The sequence below is a fragment of the Burkholderia glumae LMG 2196 = ATCC 33617 genome, from assembly GCF_000960995.1.
Classification (GTDB): domain Bacteria; phylum Pseudomonadota; class Gammaproteobacteria; order Burkholderiales; family Burkholderiaceae; genus Burkholderia; species Burkholderia glumae.
Map to the genome: position 1 here is coordinate 3,330,372 of NZ_CP009435.1, position 22,411 is coordinate 3,352,782.

Sequence of the window (22,411 nt, forward strand, 5' to 3'; positions counted from 1 at the left end):
GCCGCGCCGGCCGCGCCGGCCGTGCCGGTGCGCCCCGCAGCGCCGGATGCGCGCCGCCGCTGGCCGATTCGCTTTAAGATGCACGACGGCCGCCGCCCGCGCATCGCCGCGCGGGCGCCGCCCGACGCCGAGGGAGAACGACGACAGATGGGTGCTTTGAGTCATATTCGCGTCCTGGACCTGAGCCGCGTGCTGGCCGGGCCGTGGTGCGCGCAGACGCTCGCCGATTTCGGCGCCGACGTGATCAAGATCGAGCGCCCCGGCGCCGGTGACGACACCCGCCACTGGGGCCCGCCCTACCATCGCGCGGCCGACGGCAGCGACACGCGCGAGGCCGCCTATTATCTGGCCGCGAACCGCAACAAGCGCTCGGTGACGATCGACATCGCCACGCCGGACGGCCAGCGCCTGGTGCGCGAGCTGGCCGCGCAAAGCGACGTGGTGATCGAGAACTACAAGGCCGGCCAGCTGCAGAAGTACGGCCTCGACTACGCATCGCTGCGCGCGATCAAGCCGGCGCTCGTCTACTGCTCGGTGACGGGCTTCGGCCAGACCGGCCCCTACGCGCACCGCGCCGGCTACGACTTCATCATCCAGGGCCTGGGCGGCTTCATGAGCATCACCGGCGAGCGCGACACCGAGCCCGGCGGCGGCCCGCAGAAGGCCGGCGTCGCGATCGCCGACCTCGCCACCGGCCTGTATGCGTGCACGGCGATCCTCGCCGCGCTGGCGCACCGCGACCGCACCGGCGAAGGCCAGTACATCGACATGGCGCTGCTCGACGTGCAGGTGGCGCTGCTCGCCAACATGACCACCAACTACCTCGCGAGCGGCCAGCCGCCCGTGCGCTGGGGCAACGCGCACCCGAACATCGTGCCCTACCAGACGTTCGAGGCCAGCGACGGCTGGATCATCGTCGCGGTCGGCAACGACGGCCAGTTCCGCAAGTTCGTCGAAGCCGGCGGCCGCCCCGAGCTCGCCGACGACACGCGCTTCGCGACCAATCCCGCACGCGTGCGCCATCGGCCGCTGCTGGTGCCGATCCTGGCTGAAATGACGCGCGGGCGCACGCGTGGGGAATGGATTGCCGCGCTGGAAGCGGCCGGGGTGCCGTGCGGGCCGATCAACGACCTGGCCGAAGTGTTCGAGAACGAGCAGGTGATCGCGCGCGGCCTGCAAGTGGCGCTGCCGCATCCGAGCGGCGCGCCCGTGAAGCTGGTGCGCAATCCGGTGCAGATGAGCGCCACGCCGCCCGAGGCGCGCAGCGCGCCGCCGCTGCTAGGCGAGCATACCGACGCGGTGCTCGCCGAGCTGCTCGGCTATGATGCGCAGGCGATCGCCGCGCTGCGCGGGAAGGGCGTGGTATAGGAGAGCGGGCGCCGGCGAAGGCGCCGGCGGCGGCCTCGTCGTGCCGCGGGCACTGCCGGTCGGGCCGCGCCGAGTGCATGCCGGCGGCGGCCGTCGCAGGCCGCAAGGCGCCGGACTCGGTGGCGGGCGGGCCGCCGCTGCCGGCCGGGCGGCCCGCCGCGCCGGCTTCAGCGATGCACGTTCGCGCCGACGATGCCGCCGGCGGCCGCGCCGGCCACGGTGCCGATCGGGCCGCCCGTGATGAGGTAGCCGAGCGCGCCGCCCGCGGCCGCGCCGATGCCGGCGTTGCGCTGGGTGCGCGTCATCGTGCAGGCCCCGAGGCTGGCGACGACGACGGCGAGAACGGTGGCACGAACCAGAAAATGCGTTGTTTTCATTCGAGTGGACATAGCGAGATTCCCTGCGCGGCACTTCTGCATCGAAGCGGTAGGCGAATCTTACCGAGATGCCGGGTGCGCGCGCCAGCACGATTTACCTCCCGTTACGACTGATACAGCCACTGCGCCCGGCCGAGGGGGCCTCTCACCGCCGGTCCGGCTCAGGTAGAATCGATGGTTTCAGGCCGCGCGACCGGCGCGCGCCCACTTCTTCCAGTTCCCGCATGAGCACCGAACGCAACGACGCCCCCGCGGCATCCAACTTCATTCGCAACATCATCGACGACGACAACGACTCGGGCAAATGGGGCGGGCGCGTCGAGACGCGCTTCCCGCCCGAGCCGAACGGCTACCTGCACATCGGCCATGCCAAGAGCATCTGCCTGAATTTCGGCGTGGCGCGCGATTACGGCGGCGTCTGCCACCTGCGCTTCGACGACACGAACCCCGAGAAGGAAAGCGTCGAGTACGTGAACTCGATCATCGACGCCGTGAAATGGCTCGGCTTCGACTGGCACAAGGACGGCGCCGATCATCAGTATTTCGCGAGCGATTACTACGACAAGCTCTACCAGTTCGCCGAGCTGCTGATCGAGCGCGGCCGCGCCTACGTGGACAGCCAGAGCGCCGACGAGATGCGCGCCAACCGCGGCTCGCTGACCGAGCCGGGCAAGCCCTCGCCGTTCCGCGATCGCAGCGTGGAGGAAAACCTCGATCTGTTCCGCCGCATGAAGGCCGGCGAATTCGCCGAAGGCGAGCACGTGCTGCGCGCGAAGATCGACATGGCCTCGCCGAACTTCAACATGCGCGACCCGGTGCTGTACCGGATCCGCTTCGCGCATCACTACCGCACGGGCGACGCGTGGTGCATCTACCCGATGTACGACTACACGCACTGCATTTCGGACGCGCTCGAGAACATCACGCACTCGCTCTGCACGCTCGAGTTCGAGGATCACCGCCCGCTCTACGACTGGGTGCTCAACGAGCTGGCCGATGCCGGCGTGTTCACGCGGCCGCTGCCGCAGCAGATCGAGTTCTCGCGCCTGAACCTGACCTATGCGATCACCAGCAAGCGCAAGCTGCTGCAACTCGTGACCGAGAACCATGTGGACGGCTGGGACGATCCGCGCATGCCCACCATCGTCGGCATCCGCCGCCGCGGCTTCACGCCCGAGAGCCTGCAGCTGTTCTGCGAGCGCATCGGCGTGACCAAGGTCGATTCGTGGATCGACATGAGCGTGCTCGAGGGCGCGCTGCGCGACGATCTCGACGAGAAGGCGCCGCGCACCGCCGCCGTGCTCGATCCGCTCAAGCTCGTGATCGACAACTACCCGGAAGGCCAGAGCGAGGCCTGCACCGCGCCGGTCCATCCGCACCACCCGGAGCGCGGCCTGCGCACGTTCCCGATCTCGCGCGAGCTGTGGATCGAGCGCGACGACTTCCAGGAGGCGCCGGCGAAGGGTTACTTCCGCCTGTACCCGGGCAACAAGGTGCGGCTGCGCTACGGCTACGTGGTCGAGTGCACGGGCTTCGACAAGGACGAGCAGGGCAACGTCACCGCAGTCCACTGCAACTACTTCCCCGACAGCAAGTCGGGCACGGAAGGCGCGAACCACTACAAGGTCAAGGGCAACATCCACTGGGTCAGCGCCGCGCACGCGGTGGCGGCCGAGGTGCGCATCTACGACCGCCTGTTCCGCGAGCCGCATCCCGACGCGGGCGGGCGCAACTACCTGGAAGCGCTGAACCCCGATTCGAAGAAGATCGTGAACGCCTACCTCGAACCGGGCGCGGAGCACGCCGAGGCCGAGGCGCGCTACCAGTTCGAGCGCCACGGCTACTTCGTGGCCGACCGCCTCGACACGCGGCCGGGCAAGCCGGTGTTCAACCGGATCGTGCCGCTGCGCGACAGCTGGGGCAGCGGCAAGTAAGCGGCCCGCGCGCCATGAAAAATCCCCGGTCCAGCCGGGGATTTTTCATGTGGCCCGTCTCATTCGCCTGCGCGGTGGGGTCAGCCCGGCAACTGGCGATGCAGATCGGCCAGCGACAGCGCGCTCGAGAACAGCCGCGTGAGGCCGCGGCTCGCATAGCGCGCCACCTCCTCGATGGCGACCCAGCGGAATGCGTCCATCTCGGGAATCGAGGCGCCCGTGGTGCGGCTCGGAAACATCGAGGTGCAGAGGCAGGCGGACAGGTCGGTCTCATCCTCGCGCAGGCGCGCGGCGAACAGATAGAGATCCTTGTCGGAACGATAGGCGAAGCGGCCGAGATCCACGAGGCGCGCCGGCGCGAGCGCGATGCCGGTTTCCTCGAACAGCTCGCGCAGCGCGGCGTCGCGCTCCGATTCGCCGGGATCGATGTGCCCTTTCGGAATGTCCCAGTGCGACGTTTCAGTTGCATGCGCAAGCAATAGCCGCCCTGCCGGATCGAGCAGCACGGTGCCGCACGACAGCGCGCGTGCGGCCCGCCCCGGCCGTCGTCCCGCCATGGCCGTCAACGCTTCTGCCACCGCCAGTTGCGCGCGGGCGTCTTGCAGCCGCGCGCGCGCAGCCTGGTCGATCGGCCTTTCGCGTCGCGCCTGCTGAAATACGCGGGCGGCGGGTGGCTCAGGAAGCTCAGCGCGCGGCGCGCCTGCGCGCCGGGCGCGGCGGCCATCCGCACGGCAACGTCAAGGGTTTGCGATAGGCTCGACAGGGCTGCCCGCATCGGCTCGTGCTCCTTGTTGGGTTGCCGGGACGCGCATGCCGCGTGCCCACTGCCGGCCAGCATATCACGGCGTCGAGCCGCCCAAGCGCCGCCGCGGCGCGGCCGCTCAGTGCGGCGCCGCGCCCGGCGCGGCACCGAGCTCGGCGCTGCTGGTGATCCGGGTGGGCTGATAGCCGTCCGTCAGCGTATGCAGGAACGCGATCACGTCCTGGATCTCGGCCTCGTCGAGCGCCGGCTTGTCGCCCTTCTTGCGATCGAACGGCGGCTCGGTATTGAGGTTCGCCCAGTAGCGCCTGGGCAGGTCGTCGAATTTCTGCACCACGCCGTGGCGCACCGGGTAGAACTTCTCCGGATTCGTGTCACGCTGCGCGTAGAAGCGCAGCACGTCCTCGAGCGAGTGATAGATGCCGTTGTGGAAGAACGACTGCTTCAGCGCGACGTTGCGCAGCGTCGGCGTGCGGAAGATCCCGCAGTATTCGTCGCGGCCCTTCAGGTCCTGGCGCTGCGGCCCGCAGGCGCCGAGGTCGAAGAACTTCGGATCGCGGTTCACGGCCAGCGCGCGGTTGCGCGGCACGCCGATCGCGATCAGGCCGAAGTCGCTGAACTGCGGCGGCGAGCCGTCGAGCGCGCGCTGGCTGATGTGGCAGCTCGCGCAGTTGCCCTTGCGCTCGTCGTTGAACAGCAGCAGGCCGCGCATCTCGGCCTCGGTGAGCTTGGCCTTGTGGTCGAGGAACGCGTCGTACTTGCTCGAATAAGGCGTGAAGACTTCCGGCGACTGCTCGAACGCGCCGAGCGCCTGCAGCACCGCCTGGAAGGTGGCCTCGTCGCTGCCGAACACCTGTTCGCCGAAGGCCGCGCGGAAATCGGCCGAATACGGCGCCGCGCGCACCGCGCGGGCCACCTTGGCCGGCGTGCTGTTCATCTCGAACGGCGTGGTGAGCGGCATCCGCGCCTGCTCCTCGCCGTGATCGACGCGCCCGTCCCAGGTCAGGCCGCCCGTCGGGCCGGCGTCCACGCTCTCGTCGCCCTCCTCGTCCGAGTCGTGGAAATGCTCGGTGAAGGGCGGCACCTTCTGCAGATACATCAGCGTCGGCACTGCACGAAAGCCCTGCTGGCGCAGATCGTCGCCGCCCAGCTGCACCGATAGCGCGTTGGCCGGCGTGAACGCGTGCTGTGGGCTATGGCACGAGGCGCAGGCAAGCTTGCCGGAGCCGGACAGCGATGGATCGAAAAACATCTGCTTACCCAGCGCTGTCATTTTTCTGACGGCCTCGAATACCTGCGCGCGCGTCTGCGGCTGGTTCCTGACCACGAGCGGCGCGCTCGCACCCGCCGGCGCGGCAGCCGCCGGCTGGGCAGCCGGCCGCACCGCCCCGGCCGCAGCCGCAGCCGGCGCCCCGCCCGACGCGCCCGGCGCACGCGAGTCGCAGCCCGCCAGCGCGCCGGCCGACACCAGCACGACGATCGCGGCCGCGCGCGCGGCCCGGGCATGGCGAACCGGCCGGGGCCGGGCGAAGTCTTCGTGCTGGCTGCGCATGTCGATTCGAAAGACAAGAAAGGAAGGCGCGAGCGTAGGTCAGTCAAATGTCAATTCCGTGAACATGGATCGACAGAAAAACGAAAGCTTCACTACATTCAGCCGTCAAAATTTCCTTACACAATTCGTTCGGCCTGCTGTCATTCGCCCTAAGCGTGATTGCCGGTTCCTACGGTACCTGTGCGACAAGAGAGACAACGAATGAAGAAGACTTTTCACCGCGTGACGCCCATCGCGCTAGCCGCGGCGGCCTTCCTTGGCGGCTGCGGCGGCAACGACGAGGCCGCACCGGCTCAGCCGGCCGCCACCACGCCGACCCAGCCGGCCGCACAGAACCTGTCGGCCGTCAAGAACATCGTCGTGATCTACGCGGAAAACCGCAGCTTCGACAACCTCTACGGGACGTTTCCGGGTGCCAACGGCATCCAGAACGTGAGCGCCGCCAGCGCGCAGCAGCTCGATCGCGACGGCACGCCGCTCGCGACGCTGCCGAGGATCTGGGGCGGCCTGACCGCCTCCGGCGTGACGCCTGCCGTGACGGAGGCCGCTACGGCGAACCTGCCGAACGCACCGTTCGCGATCGACGATCCGAACGGCTTCAACACCGGCATCAACGTGACGACGCGCGACCTGTATCACCGGTTCTACGAGAACCAGATGCAGATCAACGGCGGCAAGAACAACATGTTCGCCGCGTGGGCGGATTCGGGCGGCCTCGTGATGGGCCACTACAACACCGACCAGACCAAGCTGCCGCTCTGGAAGATCGCGCAGCAGTACACGCTGGCCGACAACTTCTTCATGGGCGCGTTCGGCGGCTCGTTCCTGAACCACCAGTACCTGGTCTGCGCCTGCGCGCCGTTTTACCCGAACGCAGACACCAGCGTGGCGGCCGGCTCGATCTCGGCCGTGAACGCCGACGGCGTGTCGCTGAAGGTGTCGAGCTCGTCGAAGGCTTCCGCGCTCGACGGCGCACCGGTGTTCGTGAATTCGGGCAACCTCACGCCCGATTTCTATGCGGTCAACACGATGCAGCCGCCGTACCAGCCGAGCGGCAACAAGGCGCCGGCCGGCGACGCGACGCTGGCCGACCCGACCCTCGCCAACACGCTGCCGCCGCAGACGGCAACCAACATCGGCGACCTGCTCAGCAACGCCGGCGTATCGTGGGCATGGTATGCCGGCGCGTTCGGCGCGGCGCTGCAGAAGTCGCAGGGCGTCACGCCGGCCGCGGCGGCCGACGGCACGACGCTCGCCACGGCGAACTTCCAGTACCACCACCAGCCGTTCAACTACTTCAAGAACCTCGCGCCGGGCACCACGGCACGCGCGCAGCACGTGCTCGACGGCGGGCTCAACGGCAGCGAGTTCATCAAGGCGGTCGACGCGGGCACGCTGCCGGCGGTGTCGTTCTACAAGCCGCAGGGCAACCTGAACGAGCACGCCGGCTATGCCAACGTCGCGACGGGCGACCAGCACATCGCCGACGTGATCACGCACCTGCAGAACAGCCCGCAGTGGAGCAACATGGTCGTCGTCGTGACCTATGACGAAAACGGCGGCTTCTGGGATCACGTCGCGCCGCCCAAGGGCGACCGCTGGGGCCCGGGCACGCGGATTCCGGCACTGATCATCTCGCCGTTCGCGAAGAAGGGCTTCGTCGATCACACGCAATACGACACCGCGTCGATCCTGCGCCTCATCACGCGCCGCTACTCGCTGCCGAAGCTCGACGGCCTGAAGCAGCGTGACGACGCGCTGGTGAAGAACGGCGGCACCGCGATGGGCGATCTGACCAACGCGCTGACGCTGTCGAGCAACTGAGCCGGGCGCGATGCCGTCAGGCAGGAAGCAGCAGCAAGCGACCCGTTGGTAGCGGGCTCGAGTGATTGGGCGGCCTCGGCCGCCCTTTTTTATCGCGCGGCGGCCCTGCCCGACCCGCGTATCGATCTCGCCCGGTCCGACGGGCACGTCAGTGCGCCGCCGCCCCGCCCGAGCGCGCGAACGCCAGCGTCACCGCGAACCCGCCCGCCTGCGGGAATGCGAACCTCACCTGGCCGCCGTGCGCGTCCATCACCTCCTTGACGATCGCCAGCCCCAGCCCCGAGCCGTCGCGGCGCTGGGCGCCCTCGCCGTCGAGCCGCACGAACGGCCGCAGCACCGCGTCCCAGTGCTCGCGCGCGATGCCGCGGCCGTTGTCGGCCACCGTCAGCGTGACCTGCCCGTCGCTGCCGCCGAGGGTGACCGTGATCTGCGTCGCGACGCCGTGATGCAGCGCGTTGTGCAGCAGATTCTGCAGCGCCTCCTGCAAGCTGATCGGGTCGCCGTCGATGGTCGCGTCGGCGCGCCCGATCTCGAGCGAGACCTGCACGTCGCGCTCGTGGGCGAGCGGAATCGCGCGGCCCAGCCCCTCCTTGGCGAGCGCGACCAGATCGACCGGCTGCAGCGGCACCACCTCGGTGCGGTGGATCACCATCGCATGATTGAGCAATTGCCCGGTCAGCCGGCCCACGTCCGAGCAGGTCGCGCGCAGCGTCGCGAGCCGCGCGCGCTGGCGCGCCGCGTCCGGCTCGTGGCTCAGCATCTCGATCTGCGCGTCCAGGCGCGCGAGCGGCGTGCGCATCTGGTGCGCGGCGTCGGCGATGAAGCGCTGCATGGTGGCGACGCGCTCCGCGAGCCGGCGCATCAGCCCGTTGATCGCGCCGATGATCGCCGCGATCTCGCTCGGCGTGTCGATCGCCACCGGCCGCAGATCCGAGGGCTCGCGGGCCGCGATGATCGCCTCGATCTGCGCGAGCGGCAGCAGCCCGCGCCGGATCGCCAGCGCGCTCGCGCCGATCGCGAGCGCCGCCATCAGCACGATCAGCGTCCAGACCTTGAGACTCATGTCATCGGTCAGTTGCTCGCGCGCGTGGGTGGTCTGCGCGACCGTGACGAGCGCCCAGCCCGGCACGCGCTCCTCCGGCATGTAGCGCGCGATCGTCGCGATGCGCACCGGCTGCTGCTGATAGGTGCCGGTGGCAAAGCGCGTGCCGCCCCGCGCCGCGCCGACCGGCGCCGCGTCGGGCAGATCGTGATAGCCGGCCACCACCACGCCGCGCGAATCCACCACCTTGTAGTAGACCAGGTCGTAGCGCGACAGCGAGGACAGCGCGGCCACCGGTGGGTTGAGCGCGAGCACGCCGCCCTGCACGTAGAGGTTCTCGGCCACCTGGATCACCGCGCCCGAGAGCAGCTGGTCGTAGGCGCGCTCGGCCGCCAGGCCGGCATAGAAGCGCGTGATCACCGCGAGCGCGAGCGCGCCCGACACGACCACGCACGCGATGAACAGCAGCGTGCGGCCGAACAGGGTCTTCGGGAACCAGTCAGCGCGTCGCAATCTGGTATCCCATGCCGCGCGCGGTGCGGATCTCCACGTCGCTGCCCTGCAGCTTGCGGCGCACGCGCGTGACGTACTGCTCGACCGCGTTCGCCGACGGCTCGCGGCCGAAGCTGAACAACTGGTTCAGCAGCTCGTCCTTCGAGAACACGCGCTGCGGGCGGCTGGCGAGGATCTCCAGCAGCGCGAACTCCTGGCGCGAGAGCGGCAGCGGCTGGCCGTCCAGCTCGGCAAGCCGGCTGCTGCGGTCGATCGACAGGCTCCCGAAGCGCAGCACGTCGCTCGCATGGCCGCTATTGCGGCGCAGCAGCGCCTGCACGCGCGCGTCGAGTTCGCGATAGTCGAACGGCTTCACGAGGTAATCGTCGGCACCGAGCCCCAGGCCGCTCACGCGATCGTCGATCGCCGAGCGCGCCGTCACCAGCAGCACCGGCGTGGTACTGCCGGCGGCACGCAGGCGGCGCAGCACCGAGAAGCCGTCCAGCGACGGCAGCATCACGTCGAGCACCACCAGATCGAACGATTCGACGCCGAGCAGGCTGCTGGCCGCCGCGCCGTCGCGCTCGAGATCGACCGCGTGGCCCAGGCGCGTCAGGCGGCTGCCGATCGCCTCGCCGATTTCCGCGTCGTCCTCGACGACCAGAATGCGCATGGGGATGTCCTGTCAGTCAAAGGGGTTAGAGGCCAGTTCAAAAACTCCCGAGAGGGGCTGTTTACTTCCTCGGCAAGCTGTTAACCTTGGGCATCAGAACAACGGAAGTCCAAGGATGGAAGCGCCAATCATTGACGACGAACTGTGGATACTGATCGAACCATTGCTGCCACCTGCGAAGCTTCGAGCGAAGAACGATCCTGGTCGCCCGCGCGTGTCCGACCGTGCGGCTCTCAACGGCATCCTGTTCGTGTTCAAAACGGGAATTCGTTGGAACCACTTGCCGACTCGTCTGGGCTTTGGCTCGGGCGCCACATGCTGGCGGCGATTGAGCGACTGGCAAAAGGCTGGTGTATGGGACCAACTGCACGAGTTGCTTCTCGACAAGTTGCGTGCGGCCGGCCAAATCGATCTGTCATACGCTGCGGTCGATTCGTCGTCCGTGCGCGCCGTTGGGGCGGGCGAAAAACTGGCCCGAACCCCACCGATCGCGCGCGACCCGGTTCCAAGCACCACGTCCTCGTAGACGCCAACGGCGTTCCTCTCGTTGCGATCCTGACTGGCGCGAACACCAACAACGTCACGCAGTTGCTGCCGCTCGTTGATGCGATTCCACCCATTCGCGGCGTTCGTGGCCGACCGCTTCAGAAGCCCGGCGTCGTCTATGCCGATCGCGGCTACGATTCCACCCGACATCGTCGCGCGTTGCGCGAACGCGGTATCAAGCCCGTGATCGCCAAGCGCCGGACCGAGCATGGCAGTGGTCTGGGCAAGTATCGTTGGGTAGTCGAACGTACGCATTCCTGGCTCCACAATTTCCGGCGCCTACGCACTCGCTTCGAGCGACGAGCCTACATTCACGAAGCATTCCTCAAACTTGGCTGCTCGCTCATCTGTTGGAACATCTTCAGACGAGCTGAGCAGGGTTTTTGAACTGGCCTCTTAGGGGTATTCCCGAGGGGGCCTTCTCAGCATTTTCTCAGACTCGCCCGGTAACCTCCACGCGTCATGAGACGGGACCAACAGAGCTTCGGAGGAGACCCCACGATGGCGTGCGCATTCGAATCGGCCGATTCGCGAGCACCGCTGCGCGGACCAAGCGCGGGGTTCGCATTGGCGCCCGGGTTGGCATCGGCATTCGTTCTCGCGCCGGCATCCCGCCCGGCGCAAGCCCGGCGATGAGCGCGCCGCCGCGGCGCCGCGCACTCATCGCCGCCGGCCTCGGCGCCGCGGCGCTCGCGCCCCTCGTCCCGCCGGCCGCCCGCGCGTTCGGGCTGCCGGCCTGGCTGTCGTCGCCGCGCACCGTGCGGATCTCGAAGGGCTACGGCTTGCTGTATCTGCCGCTACTCGTGATGGAGCGCCAGCGGCTGTTCGAGGCGCACGCCGCGCGGCGCGGGCTCGGCAAGGTGAAACCCGAATGGGTGCTGCTCGACGGCGGCAATTCCGTCAACGACGCGATGATGGCCGGCACGCTCGACTTCGCCGGTGCCGGCGCCCGGGGTTCATCGAGCTGTGGGCGCGCTCGCGCGGCATTCCGAACGTGGAGGTGATCGGCATCAGCGGGCTGTCGGCCACCTCGCTGTCGCTGAACACGAACCAGCCGCGGATCCGCACGCTGGCCGATTTCACGCCTGCGGACCGGATCGCCGTGCCCGGCATTCACACCTCGCTCGCCGCCGTGATGCTGCAGATGATCGCCGCGCAGCGCTTCGGGCTGCCCCGCTTCACGAAGCTCGACCCGATCACCGTGAACCTGCCGCATCCGCAGGCGATGGAGGCGCTGATCCGGCGCGACGGCGGCGTCACCGCGCATTTCGCGTCACCGCCGTTCTCGACGCTCGAGCTGCGCCAGCCCGGCATCCATCGCGTGATCGATGCCGTGGAGGTGCTCGGGCCGCTGACGCTCGACGTCGTGTTCGCGCCGCGCCGCGTGGTGGACGCCGAGCCCGGGCTCGCCGCCGCGTTCATCGGCGCGCTCGACGAGGCGAACCGCTTCATCGCCGCGCAGCCGCACGAGGCCGCCGCGATCTACGTGGCCACCTCGGGCGTGCGCGTGACGCCCGACGACGTGGCCACCATGCTCGCCGCGCCGCAAACGCGCTTCTCGGTCCTGCCCGACCGGCTGATGGCATTCGTCGACTTCCTGCACGGCGTGGGCACGATCAAGACCCGGCCGCGCCGCTGGGAGGACATGTTCACCGCCCAGCTGGCCGCGTATCGGGGGCGCTAGCTCGTGCAAGGGCGCCGCATCGGGCGCCTCGCTCGTCTTTGCAGTACCAGCGTGCGGGTAGCCGCCGCTCGTTCGCATTCGTACCAGTTCGTATCCACCAGGAGTCTCGTGTGACCGTTACCTCTCCCCCCCTCGCCGCAGCCGGCGACGAGCCGCGCGTGATGTCGAAGATCGCATGGCGTTTGATGCCAACCCTCGTCGTGATGTTTCTGATCTCGTTCATCGACCGTCAGAACGTCGGCTTCGCCAAGCTGCAAATGGTGCATAGCCTGAACATGACGGAGGCCGCGTTCGGGCTTGCCTCGTCGCTGTTCTTCATCGGCTATCTGCTGTTCGAGGTGCCGAGCACGCTTGCGCTGCATCGCTTCGGCGCGCGCGTGTGGCTCGCGCGGATCATGCTGACGTGGGGCTTGATCACCGTCGCGATGGGCTTCACGACCTCGATGCCGGTGTTCTGCGGGCTGCGCTTCCTGCTCGGCGTTGCCGAGGCCGGCTTCTATCCGGGCGCGATTTATTACATGACGCTGTGGTTTCCGCAGAGCTACCGCGCACGCGTGCTCGGCATCTTCACGCTCGGCAGCGCGCTCGCGAACATGCTCGGCTCGCTGGTCGGCGGCTGGCTGCTGAGCCTGAGCGGAATCGGCGGGCTGGCGGGCTGGCAGTGGGTGTTCATCGCGACCGGACTGCCCGCCGTGATCGTCGGCATTCTCGTGTTCCGGCTGCTGCCGACGTCGTTCCGCGAAGCGCGCTTCCTGTCCGATCACGAAAAGGCGATCGTCGGGGCCGCGCTCGAACGCGAGGCTCCGCTGCGGGCCGAACATTCGCAGCCGTGGAAGGCCCTGCTCGATCCGCGCGTGATCCTGTTCGCGGCCACCTACATGATGATGTCGACCTCGCTGTACGGCGTGACGTACTGGCTGCCGACCCTCGTCAAGTCGTTCGGCGTGGCGAGCGGCACCAACGGCCTGCTGAGCATGCTGCCGTGGGCGCTGGCCGTGGTGCTGCTGATCTGGCTGCCGCCGAAGCTGCGCCGCGCGAAGAGCCTGCTGCGCACGATCGGGATCGTGGCGCTGCTGGCGGCAACCGGGTTCGTGCTGAGCCTCGTGCTGCCCACCACGCCGCTGCGCTTCATCGCGCTGGTGCTCGGCGGCGCGTGCATTCCCTTGATCTATCCGTGCTTCTGGTCGATGCCGCCGCGCTACTTCACGGGCGCGCGCGCTGCGGCAAGCGTGGCCGCGATCAATTCGATCGGCAATCTCGGCGGATTTTTCGGCCAGAACCTGATGCCGCTCGCGGGCAAGCTGACCGGCACCGCGTTCGGACCGATGATCGTGCCGATCGTTTGTTTGAGCGTGCTGGGAATCGGTGCGTTGGTCGGCTGGGCGCGGTCCGGGCGGTCGATGGCGGCGGCGAGCGCGTGAGGCTGGGCTGGTGAAGCGGGCCGGACGGACGCCTTGCCGGGCGGGCGTCCGTTTCGCCGCCGTGGCTCAGCTCGCGTTGCAGGCCGGCTCGGTCCGGCGGTTTGGCGGCTTGCCGGGTCCGCTGCGGAGCGCAGCGGACCCGGCGCCCAGCCCGGGCAGACAAGGTGCGCCATGATCGTCGGCGCGCCTCCAACGACGCGGCCCGTGCGCGCGAACGGCGCGGGCCGTGTCGGATCAGGCTACTGGGTAGACCCCGGAAAGCGATAGTTGATGAAGTGGGGCTCCGTTGACGCGACTTGGAACTTCATCGAGTCGTAGAAGGCGAGAGCCTCGGAGTTCGTGACCAAGCAGGACAGTGTGATCTGCTTTCCGGTGCGCCCGGCCTCTGCCATCAGCGAGGTGAGGATTGCCCTTCCGATCCCTTGTCGCTGGAAGCTTGGTTTCAGTATCAGAAGCGACAGGTGAATGGCGTGGTCCAGCACCCTGATGACCGCGTAACCCGCTGTTTCGGCGCCAACCTCGATCAATCGTATCTCGGAGCAGGCGTAGGACTCTGCAAAGCGACGCCGCTGAAACTCGTCATCCCAGCCGAACGCCAGATCGATATGTGCGCGCAGGGCGGCCTCGTATTGCGAGAATAGCTCCTGCATGTCTGCCGCGCCTTCTTCGAAGGGTACTAACGCAACGTCATTTTTTCGATTACCGTTCATCAGGATGTGAGATCGTAAGCGGTGTGGTCGCTCGGCTTAGCCACCACCTCAAATAGCGGGCCTATCGATTGTCGACGCGAATGAAACGGCTGAATCTTTGTGCCAGGCCATCCTGAGCGCGCCCCCGAGCCCGATCGGGTTCTTGCTCACGAAGCGGCCGGCCCGAGCGTCGCAGTATCGACTGCTGGTTATTGTGCAACCCCTCACGGCACACTATCACAAGAAAGAAAACACTCGAAATTCTTGAAATCAAATTCCTCGCGGACGAATGGAGTCAATTGACGTGATATTTTCTCGTCAATTTGATATTCGTCGTACATGGGATCGTCAGCGCCAACCGAGAACATGGCGTGTAGCAATTGAATCTCCGGCTGACCGACGAACGAAAGGTCTTTTACGTGCCTGCCGTTTTTCTTGTTGAACACGGATATATAACGCCGCACCGATTCGTGGCTCATGGTTCAACTTTCCTTGTAGGGCACGCTTCCTTACCGGGTATGGGCTCACCCGTATTGGGATCGAAAGCACCCATGCTTGCCCCGTTTGTCATACATTTCCACTTCGTCGCGCTGCGAATCCCACTCACGGATACATCGATTTGCGCGCTCCAACGCTTCCTCACAATGATTAACACGAACGGGAGGCTTAAATAACAGCACGATTTACCACAAACAGGTTGAAAGACGAACGACCGATTTACGTCGAATTGATGGGCGGCCCCTGGTCAGCTGCCGCCGGCCAAGCCCAGGCGCGGCTAAGAATCGCCAACACAACCTAGACATCACGCAATAGACGTCGTCTTGTACGCGACGTAGCAAGACGCAAAATCAGCAACGAGTTGTGGGTGGCGCTGGCACCTCTGATTCCGTAGTTCACTCCCTCGCCCATGAACGGGCGACGACGCACGGTCGATGACCGAGCTGCACTCAACGGCATCCTGTATGTGCTGCAAACCCATGTCGCGTGGGAAAACGTCCCACAAGAACCGGGCTTCGGCAGTGGCATGACGTGCTGGCGACGTCGTGAGACTGGCAAGCGGCCGGTGTATGGCATCGGCTGCATCTGGCGATGCTGCGTGGGCTGCGTGAGCACGGCCAGGTCATCAGGACAAGCCGAGGGCTCCGCAGGCGCTTCGCGAGCATGAGAAGGCGCAGTTGGCTAACGCCTCGCTGCAACCTCGGCCGGCCAACGCGGCGCCGCAGCGATCATCAACCGGAATCACGCCGATCAGATCGAGGCCGAGGTTCAGCCAGTCGAACAGGTCGAGCGGCCGGTCGCCATGATCGATCATCGCGCGGATGTCGCTGATCACGTCGACGGCCGCGAAGATGTTCGCCAGCACCGGCGTATTTTCCGCGACGGTCTTGAGCCGCTCGACCGTGATCACGCCGTGGCTGACCTCGATCAGCCACTGGCTCAGGTCGCGCAAGTTCGCGTCGATGTCGACTTTGTAAAAACCATCGAGCGGTCCGATGTAGACAGCGGTCGCCGTCGGTTGCATGGCGGCCGGCGAATTCATGTCGATATCGTGCGAAGCGGGTGTTGATCGAAATCGGCGGACAAGGCGGTGCCGCGCATCAGACGGTTTTCAGGGCGGCGGCGGCGCCGCGCGCGCCTTGCGCGAGGCCGCCGAGCTGCTGCGCGGCGGACTTCAGCGCGGCGGCCCGGGACAGCGCCGCCTGCGCGCCGGCCGGCAGTGCGCTGCCGAGCGCCTGCTGCGCCGCGCCGAGCCCCTGCGAAGCGAGCGCGCCGCTCAATCCGGCGGTGCCGCCCGAGGCCAGCGAGCCGGCCATTCCGGCCACGCCGCCCAGCCCGCCCGCCTTGCCGAGCGCGCCCGAGGCGAGCGAGCCCAACGCGCCGGCCGCGCCGGGCAGGCCGCCGAGGCCGCCCGCCGGCGCGCCACCGGCCGCCTTGGCCACGGCCCCGGCCGACGACGCCAGCGCTGCTGCCGACGGCAGCAGCGAGCCGAGCTGCGCTTGCGCGGCGGCGCCAGCCTCGGCGCCGCGATTTGCGGTGTCCTCGGGCGCGGGCCAGACCGGCAGCTTGAACGCGCTGGCCTTGTCGGCCTGCGAGCGCGGGTCCTGGCCGAACACCACCTGCACCACGCCGGGCGGCAGCCCGCTCACCACGGTCTTGCCGCTCGCGTCGAGCGCACCCTGGCGCAGCACGCCGCCATTGGCGTCGAGCACCGAGAACTTGCCGCCCTTCACGGCCTCGCCATTCGCGTACTGGTGCAGCAGTTCGAGCTGGCCCGGCTGGTCGGGGCGCGCGGAAGGCAGCGGGTAGCCCATGCTGGCCGGACCCGCGAACACGTGCGAGGCACCCTTCACGTCGACCTTGCCGGGCGTGTGGATCTCGATGTTGCCGCCGCTCAGGCGGATGTAGCCGCCGCCGCTCGTCAGCAGAATGCCCTGGTCGGCGGCCAGTTGTACCTGGTCGGTGGCGGACAGCATCTTCACGGTCTTCTGCGCGCTCAGCTCGATGTTGTCGTCCTGCGCCTGGATCTCCACCTTGCCCTTGGCCGCGAACAGCTTCATGCCGGCGTTCTGCACGAACAGGCTCAGCTTCTGGCCGATGCTCGCGACCAGCGACTTGCCGGCGGCCAGGTGCGTGCTCTGCGCGCTGACGAAGTTCACGTGCCGGGTGGCGGCCAGGTGGATCGACTGCTTCGACGACAGCGCGATGCCGGCCGGGCTGCCGAACACCATCACCGGCTGCTGGAACACGTTGGCGCTGCCGGTGCCGCCGCCCGCGGTGTTGCCGCCCGAGGCGGCGGCGCCCGTCGCGGTGTGCTGCGTCGCATCGGTCAGCGCGCGCATCGCGTCGTGCGCGTCCTGCAGGCTCTCGGCCTGATGCTGCACGCTCGCCCCCGACATCGCCTCGACGAGGCTCTCGGCACTGACGAGCTGCTGCTGCGTTTCAGCGACGTCGAGCGGCTGGCTCGCGGCCGTCTTCGGATGGGTGCTCAGGTAGAGGCCCTGGCTCGCGCGCAGCGCGCCGTAGTCGTCGGTGCGCAGGTCGAAGCCGCTGCCGACATAAGCACCGCGCGCATTACCTGACTGTTCGATCAGATAGCCCAGATGCAGCAGGCTGTTCGCGCTGCTGCTCATCAGTTGCACGCGGTTCTGGCCGGTGGCGTCGTCCATCACCATCTGGTTGTAGCCGCTGCCGCCGTACTCCTTGGAACGATGGCCGGACAGGATGCCGTTGCTGTGCCACTGCGGCTTGACCGCGCCGTTGTAGACGCGCGCGACCGCGAGCGGCCGGTCGCAATCGCCGCCCACGTGGTCGATCAGCACTTCCTCGCCCACCCGCGGCATGTGCACGCCGCCGTAGCCGCCGCCGGTATCGGCCTGCACCACGCGCACCCAGGTCGAGGCACCCTGGTCGCCGGGATTCACGCGATCCCAGACGAACCGCACGCGAATCCGGTTCAGCTCGTCGGTATAGACTTCCTCGCCGTCCGGCCCGACCACGATGGCGGTCTCCAGGTGCATCTCGGGCTTGCGATGCTCGAACGGGCTGCGGTACGGCACGCTGGTGCGCTGCGCCTCCACCTCGACGCGATAGAAGCCCACCGAGCCGTCGGCATGCGCGATGGCGGCCGCCGCGCCGCCGTCGGCGGCACGCGCCTCGGCCAGCTCGGTTTCGAGGCTGTGCGGAAAATGCGGCGCGCCGGTCACGGGCAGGTTGTTCTCGATCCACCATGCCACCTCGATCGTGGCGAACTCGCGCTGCGCGGCGGGATCGGCGTCGTGGACGGGATGGTCGGCCAGCGTGAAGCGCCGGCCGGCATCGAGCGCGCGCACGCCGCCCGCGCCGTGAAAGCGCTTGGCGCGCGACTCCCATTCCTCCATGCGGATTTGCGCGAGCCGGTCGCCGTGCGACTGCTCGCCGAAGGTGTAGGCGCCGGTGTAGTCGTACACCTCCAGCTGGGCGGGCAGTGCGCCCTGCTGGTCCATGGTCGGCGTGAGCGTGCCCTTCGGATTGCCGGATACGGCGGGGTTCTTGTAGTCGAACGTGCGCGTGGTCAACGAGACGCTCTGCAGCGTGCGCGTGCCGGACCATTGGGTGAGCGCGTCGGTCTCGGCGCCGGTGGCCATCCGCGCGAACGACACGCTGCGCGGTGCGAGTTCCGGCAGCGAGGTGATGGCGTCGGTCACGACCAGCGTATGCGATTTGCCGTCGCTGCCCTGTTCCCAGTAACCGTAGAGCCCCTCGCTCTCCAGCAGCCGGTGGACGAAGTTCCAGTCGGTCTCGTGCTGGCGCGTGTAGGAGCGGCTGGCGAGTGGCTGAGAGAGCGCGAAACGGAAACGGCCGTTCGCCTGCGGATGGGCGTTGAACACGTCGGTGATGATCGCGTCGGCGCTCTTGTCGATCCAGATCTTCTGGTCGCGCCGGAAGTGCAGCAGGTGCAGCCACGCATTGATCGTCAGCTGGTAGGTGGTCAGCCCGCCGTCGGCGCCGAGCCGGCGCGCGGTGAACACGTGGCCCTGGATCGGCCGGTAGCGCTGGTCCGCCTGCTGGAGCCACAGCGTGACGGGCTGCGCGATCAGCGATTTCAGCGGCAAGTCGTCGTGGCTGGAGACGACGTCGAGCGTGAAGCCGTAGTCGCGCCCCAGCCTCGAACGGCCGACGACGCGTTGCACGACCAATTGGTCCGGTCCCAGCGGAGTATCGAGCTTCACGAGCCGGTCCTGCTGAATCACACCGGCCTGGATCGCCTCCGCGATATCCTGCACGTTCATGGTGGTTCGCCCTTCTTCTTATCCAGCGCTCTCGGCAAGCGTCTGATCGAATCGACGGGCGATTGTAACCGGCCAGCCGGCGATTCGCGAACCGTGCGGGCGTGACGATGGCTATGGGCTCCGCTCGCCCGATCACGGCCGTGACAATCGGCCGACTGATCAGAAATTAATACCTCGACGAATCACGCGATATGTAAATCCTGCCGATTTTTCTCAATCGTGATATCGGCCCCGATTCAGCTTTTCGCGTGGTCGGGCAGCAGTTCGTAGGTCAGTTCGAGCCGATAGGCGAGCGCGATGAACAGGCTCTGTGCGAGTCCCATGGTGCTGGTCAGCGAGCGAAAGCCGAAGGTGTCGGACTCCTGCAGCAGCAGCGCTGCGTCGGCGCGGCTCGCCAGCGCATTGAGCCGGCTGTCGGTGATCGCGATCAGCGCCGCGCCGCGCCGCAGGGCGTCCTCGACGATCTGCTGGGTCTCCTGCGCATACGGCGCGAACGACACGGCCAGCACCACCTCGCCGGCACGCAGCGAACGCAGTTGCCCGGCCTGCATGCCGCCCGTGCCGGCCACCAGCTGAATACGCTTGCCGGTGTGCTGCAGCGCGTAGTCGAGATAAGCCACGACCGGATACGAGCGGCGCATGCCGACCAGCCAGATCGCGTCGGTGGCCGCGAGCAGATCCACGGCGCGCTCGAACGCGGCCGCGTCGAGCGACGCGCAGAGCCGCTGCATGCCGGCGATGCTGTCGCCGAGGAATTCGGTGGCCAGCTCGCTGGTGCGACGCGGCTCGCCCTGCTCGATGATGCCGCGAATCCGCGACTGGTAGCTGAGCTCGGGCGCGACCTGGCGCACCATCGCGTCGCGGAACACGCGCTGCATGCCGGAGAAGCCGGAGAATCCGAAGTGCTTCGCGAAGCGCACCACCGCCGAGGGCTGCACGCCGCAAGCGTCGGCCACCTCCTGCACGCCTTGCAGGCCCACGCGCTCGGGATGCGCCTCGAGATGACGCGCGATCAGCTTGAGCTGCTTGCTCAGCGAGTCGAACTGCGCCGAGATGTCCGCCAGCAAAGCCTCGGGCGTCTGGCGCCCGGAGTCCGGCGGATTGCCGGCGGCGGCGGGTCGGGAAGATGGCATGCGGGGGGCCGGGCGGTTTGTCATGTGGCGCCATTCTAGCAACAGGGCCGGCGCCCCCCACCGCCGCGCGCGATGCCGGGTGCGGACGGACGCGGTGCCGGCCGTCGGCGAACCCACCGGCGCGCCCGCTGCGCCGCATCGGCCCGGCGGCGGCCGGCGGGCACCGGCAACCGACCGTGGCACGAGGCCGCGGCCGGCGCGAAAAAATTGCAACGATCTATGTCCGTCATTTCAACCGAACCCCAATCGATGCACACTAGGCTGCGTTGCCCAGTGCCAACTCTTCAGTTCGACACGCGGCCCCGCGCCGCGTGAGTCTGGTTCCCTGTAATAAGGTACATGACCCATGCGAATCCGAAGCGCATCGTCCGATCTGCTGTTCTTCCTGAGATCCTGGTTCGAAAATCCGCTCAGCGTCGCCGCGATCGCCCCGTCGGGCGAGCCGCTCGGCCGCCTGATGACACGCGACATCTCCCGCCGCGATGGCCCCGTGCTCGAACTCGGCGCCGGCACCGGCGTGTTCACCAAGGCGCTGCTGCGGCGCGGGCTCGCGCAGCGCGACCTGATTCTGGTGGACAGCAGCGAACGCTTCGCCGCCCTGCTCGCGGGGCGCTTTCCCGACGCGAGGATCGTGGTGGGCGACGCGGCGAACCTGCTACCGCTGGGCGTGGCACTGCCGCGCTCGGTGGGCGCGGTGGTGAGTGGCCTGCCGCTGCTGTCGATGCCGAACGACAAGGTGGGCGCGATCGTGGGCGGTGCGTTCCATTACCTGAAGGACGGCGGCGCGCTTTATCAGTTCACCTACGGCTTGCGCTGCCCGATCCCGCGCGCCACGCTGCAGGCGCTGGGGCTAAAGGCCGTCTGCGTGGGCCGCGTGTTCCGCAATCTGCCGCCCGCGGCCGTGTATCGGATCTCGCGCAAGTAGGCCGCGCAGGCCGCGGCTTCGCTTCGTCCACGAAACAAGCCGCGGCCGGCCGGGCCCGCCCTACTGCGCGCCGATCTCCGACGACACGCGCCAGATATCGACGTTGCCGTCCTGCGCGTGGCGGTCGATCTCGGCCAGTTCCTCGGTGCTGAACGCGAGCTGCTTGACCGCGTCGAGCGAATCGTCGAGTTGCGCCACGGTGCGTGCGCCGATCAGCGTGGACGACACGCGCGCATCGCGCAGCGTCCAGGCGATCGCCATCTGCGCGAGCGTCTGGCCGCGCCGCTCGGCGATCGCGTTCAGCGCGCGAATCCGCTCGAGATTGTCGGCGCTCAGCATGCCGGCGTTCATCGATCCGCTGCGGCTCACGCGTGCGTCGGCCGGCACCCCCTGCAGGTACTTCGCGGTCAGCAGGCCCTGCGCGAGCGGCGAAAAGCCGATGCAGCCCACGCCGAGCTCGTCGAGCGTCTGCAGCAACCCGTGCTCGATGCTGCGGTTCAGCATCGAGTAGTTCGGCTGGTGGATGAAGAGCGGCACGCCCTCGGCCGCGAGGATCGCGGCCGCCTGGCGCGTGAGTTCGGGCGAATACGACGAGATGCCGACGTACAGCGCCTTGCCCTGCCGGTGCAGTTGCGCGAGCGCGCCCATGGTCTCGTCGAGCGGCGTGTCGGGATCGACGCGGTGCGAATAGAACACGTCGACGTAGTCGAGCTTCATGCGGCGCAGGCTCTGCTCGCAGCTCGCGATCAGGTGCTTGCGGGTGCCGGTCGGGCCGCCGTAGGGGCCGGGCCACATCGCCCAGCCGGCCTTGGTCGAGATCACCAGTTCGTCGCGATAGGGCTTGAAGTCGGCCGCGAGCCAGCGCGCGAAGTTTTCCTCGGCCGAGCCGGCGGGCGGCCCGTAATTGTTGGCGAGATCGAAATGCGTCACGCCGCGGTCGAACGCGCGGCGCAGGATCGCGCGGCCGGTCTCGAACACGTCGACGCCGCCGAAGTTCTGCCAGAGGCCAAGCGAGATGGCCGGCAGCACCATGCCGCTGCGGCCGACGCGGCGATACGGCATGGCGTCGTGGTAACGATTCGGGTCCGCCTGATACTGCATCATGTCTTTTCCTCCTGGTCCGATGCGCGACGCCGGGCGAATCCGCGGCGTCGCATCGCGTGCAAGACGACGAGTGTAGAGGCATGGCGCGGCATTCCGGAAATGGATTCTGCAGATCGAA

The 22,411-nt window shown here is 67.9% G+C and carries 19 protein-coding genes and 2 pseudogenes; 8 read left to right on the forward strand and 13 right to left on the reverse strand.

The annotated features are described in order from the left end of the window. Positions 1-147: 147 nt before the first annotated feature. Positions 148-1,368, forward strand: coding sequence for a CaiB/BaiF CoA transferase family protein (locus tag KS03_RS27545; RefSeq protein ID WP_035983801.1), 1,221 nt, complete (start codon positions 148-150; stop codon positions 1,366-1,368). 167 nt (positions 1,369-1,535) lie between these two features. Here KS03_RS27545 and KS03_RS27550 read toward each other — a convergent pair whose 3' ends face one another. Then, positions 1,536-1,745, reverse strand: coding sequence for an ornithine acetyltransferase (locus tag KS03_RS27550; RefSeq protein WP_015876205.1), 210 nt, complete (start codon positions 1,743-1,745; stop codon positions 1,536-1,538). A 224-nt stretch (positions 1,746-1,969) separates the two neighbouring features. On the opposite strand from KS03_RS27550, the gene KS03_RS27555 reads away from it, so the two are divergent. Beyond that, a complete protein-coding gene (locus KS03_RS27555) occupies positions 1,970-3,679 on the forward strand; it encodes a glutamine--tRNA ligase/YqeY domain fusion protein (protein ID WP_015876206.1) in 1,710 nt (569 codons plus the stop codon). A gap of 80 nt (positions 3,680-3,759) precedes the next feature. Here the strand turns inward: KS03_RS27555 and KS03_RS27560 are convergent, their stop codons facing one another. From KS03_RS27560 to KS03_RS27565, 3 genes are all read right to left on the reverse strand, one after another. Further along, on the reverse strand, positions 3,760-4,236 hold the full coding sequence (locus tag KS03_RS27560; RefSeq protein ID WP_015876207.1) for an NUDIX hydrolase: 477 nt from the start codon (positions 4,234-4,236) through the stop codon (positions 3,760-3,762). Between the two features lie 5 nt (positions 4,237-4,241). Then, positions 4,242-4,454, reverse strand: coding sequence for a hypothetical protein (locus KS03_RS31845; RefSeq protein ID WP_127913939.1), 213 nt, complete (start codon positions 4,452-4,454; stop codon positions 4,242-4,244). A gap of 106 nt (positions 4,455-4,560) precedes the next feature. After that, entirely contained in the window at positions 4,561-5,991 is a 1,431-nt protein-coding gene (locus tag KS03_RS27565) for a cytochrome-c peroxidase (protein WP_015876208.1), read from the reverse strand. Positions 5,992-6,192: 201 nt separating this feature from the next. Here KS03_RS27565 and KS03_RS27570 point away from each other — a divergent pair, with 201 nt between their 5' ends. Beyond that, positions 6,193-7,815: an acid phosphatase gene (locus tag KS03_RS27570; RefSeq protein WP_015876209.1), complete on the forward strand. Its 1,623-nt coding sequence runs from the start codon at positions 6,193-6,195 to the stop codon at positions 7,813-7,815. A 148-nt stretch (positions 7,816-7,963) separates the two neighbouring features. Here the strand turns inward: KS03_RS27570 and KS03_RS27575 are convergent, their stop codons facing one another. Beyond that, complete coding sequence (locus KS03_RS27575; RefSeq protein ID WP_015876210.1) at positions 7,964-9,370, reverse strand: sensor histidine kinase; 1,407 nt, start codon at positions 9,368-9,370, stop codon at positions 7,964-7,966. Beyond that, positions 9,357-10,022: a response regulator transcription factor gene (locus tag KS03_RS27580; RefSeq protein WP_015876211.1), complete on the reverse strand. Its 666-nt coding sequence runs from the start codon at positions 10,020-10,022 to the stop codon at positions 9,357-9,359. The genes KS03_RS27575 and KS03_RS27580 overlap by 14 nt, the downstream gene beginning before the upstream one ends. Before the next feature lie 115 nt (positions 10,023-10,137). On the opposite strand from KS03_RS27580, the gene KS03_RS30610 reads away from it, so the two are divergent. The 3 genes and pseudogenes from KS03_RS30610 to KS03_RS27590 all read left to right on the forward strand — a co-directional run bounded on the left by KS03_RS30610 (position 10,138) and on the right by KS03_RS27590 (position 13,673). Further along, positions 10,138-10,955 (forward strand): IS5-like element ISBugl2 family transposase gene (locus tag KS03_RS30610; RefSeq protein WP_088499461.1). Its coding sequence is split into 2 segments (ribosomal slippage): positions 10,138-10,486 and positions 10,486-10,955, totalling 819 coding nucleotides; the frame shifts between segments, so codons are not numbered across the junction. Between the two features lie 245 nt (positions 10,956-11,200). Continuing rightward, positions 11,201-12,252: pseudogene (locus tag KS03_RS27585) on the forward strand (ABC transporter substrate-binding protein). A 161-nt stretch (positions 12,253-12,413) separates the two neighbouring features. Next, complete coding sequence (locus KS03_RS27590) at positions 12,414-13,673, forward strand: MFS transporter (protein ID WP_045678924.1); 1,260 nt, start codon at positions 12,414-12,416, stop codon at positions 13,671-13,673. A gap of 239 nt (positions 13,674-13,912) precedes the next feature. On the opposite strand, the gene KS03_RS27595 is transcribed toward KS03_RS27590, so the two are convergent. The 3 genes from KS03_RS27595 to KS03_RS33455 all read right to left on the reverse strand — a co-directional run bounded on the left by KS03_RS27595 (position 13,913) and on the right by KS03_RS33455 (position 15,042). Further along, complete coding sequence (locus KS03_RS27595; protein WP_015876214.1) at positions 13,913-14,383, reverse strand: GNAT family N-acetyltransferase; 471 nt, start codon at positions 14,381-14,383, stop codon at positions 13,913-13,915. 203 nt (positions 14,384-14,586) lie between these two features. After that, positions 14,587-14,841, reverse strand: a complete 255-nt coding sequence (locus KS03_RS27600) for a DUF7683 domain-containing protein (protein WP_035984535.1) — start codon at positions 14,839-14,841, stop codon at positions 14,587-14,589. Positions 14,842-14,886: 45 nt separating this feature from the next. Beyond that, a complete protein-coding gene (locus tag KS03_RS33455; protein ID WP_197964226.1) occupies positions 14,887-15,042 on the reverse strand; it encodes a colicin E3/pyocin S6 family cytotoxin in 156 nt (51 codons plus the stop codon). A gap of 167 nt (positions 15,043-15,209) precedes the next feature. Here KS03_RS33455 and KS03_RS30615 point away from each other — a divergent pair. Next, a pseudogene (locus KS03_RS30615) lies at positions 15,210-15,484 on the forward strand (transposase); the annotation flags it as partial. A 1-nt stretch (position 15,485) separates the two neighbouring features. Here KS03_RS30615 and KS03_RS27605 read toward each other — a convergent pair. From KS03_RS27605 to KS03_RS27615, 3 genes are all read right to left on the reverse strand, one after another. Beyond that, a complete protein-coding gene (locus tag KS03_RS27605) occupies positions 15,486-15,902 on the reverse strand; it encodes a hypothetical protein (RefSeq protein WP_015876215.1) in 417 nt (138 codons plus the stop codon). 58 nt (positions 15,903-15,960) lie between these two features. After that, positions 15,961-19,131 (reverse strand): type VI secretion system Vgr family protein, encoded by a 3,171-nt coding sequence (locus KS03_RS27610; protein WP_015876216.1) that lies wholly within the window; start codon positions 19,129-19,131, stop codon positions 15,961-15,963. Positions 19,132-19,367: 236 nt separating this feature from the next. Continuing rightward, positions 19,368-20,264 carry a MurR/RpiR family transcriptional regulator gene (locus tag KS03_RS27615; RefSeq protein ID WP_035984120.1) on the reverse strand — a complete coding sequence of 299 codons (897 nt, stop codon included), beginning with the start codon at positions 20,262-20,264 and terminating at the stop codon, positions 19,368-19,370. Between the two features lie 346 nt (positions 20,265-20,610). Between KS03_RS27615 and KS03_RS27620 the strand changes: the two genes are divergently transcribed. Further along, positions 20,611-21,189, forward strand: a complete 579-nt coding sequence (locus KS03_RS27620; RefSeq protein ID WP_015876218.1) for a class I SAM-dependent methyltransferase — start codon at positions 20,611-20,613, stop codon at positions 21,187-21,189. 60 nt (positions 21,190-21,249) lie between these two features. On the opposite strand, the gene mgrA is transcribed toward KS03_RS27620, so the two are convergent. Continuing rightward, the gene (gene mgrA, locus KS03_RS27625) at positions 21,250-22,290 is read right to left on the reverse strand and encodes an L-glyceraldehyde 3-phosphate reductase (RefSeq protein WP_042968320.1); all 1,041 of its coding nucleotides are present in this window, start codon (positions 22,288-22,290) and stop codon (positions 21,250-21,252) included. Positions 22,291-22,411: the final 121 nt, after the last annotated feature.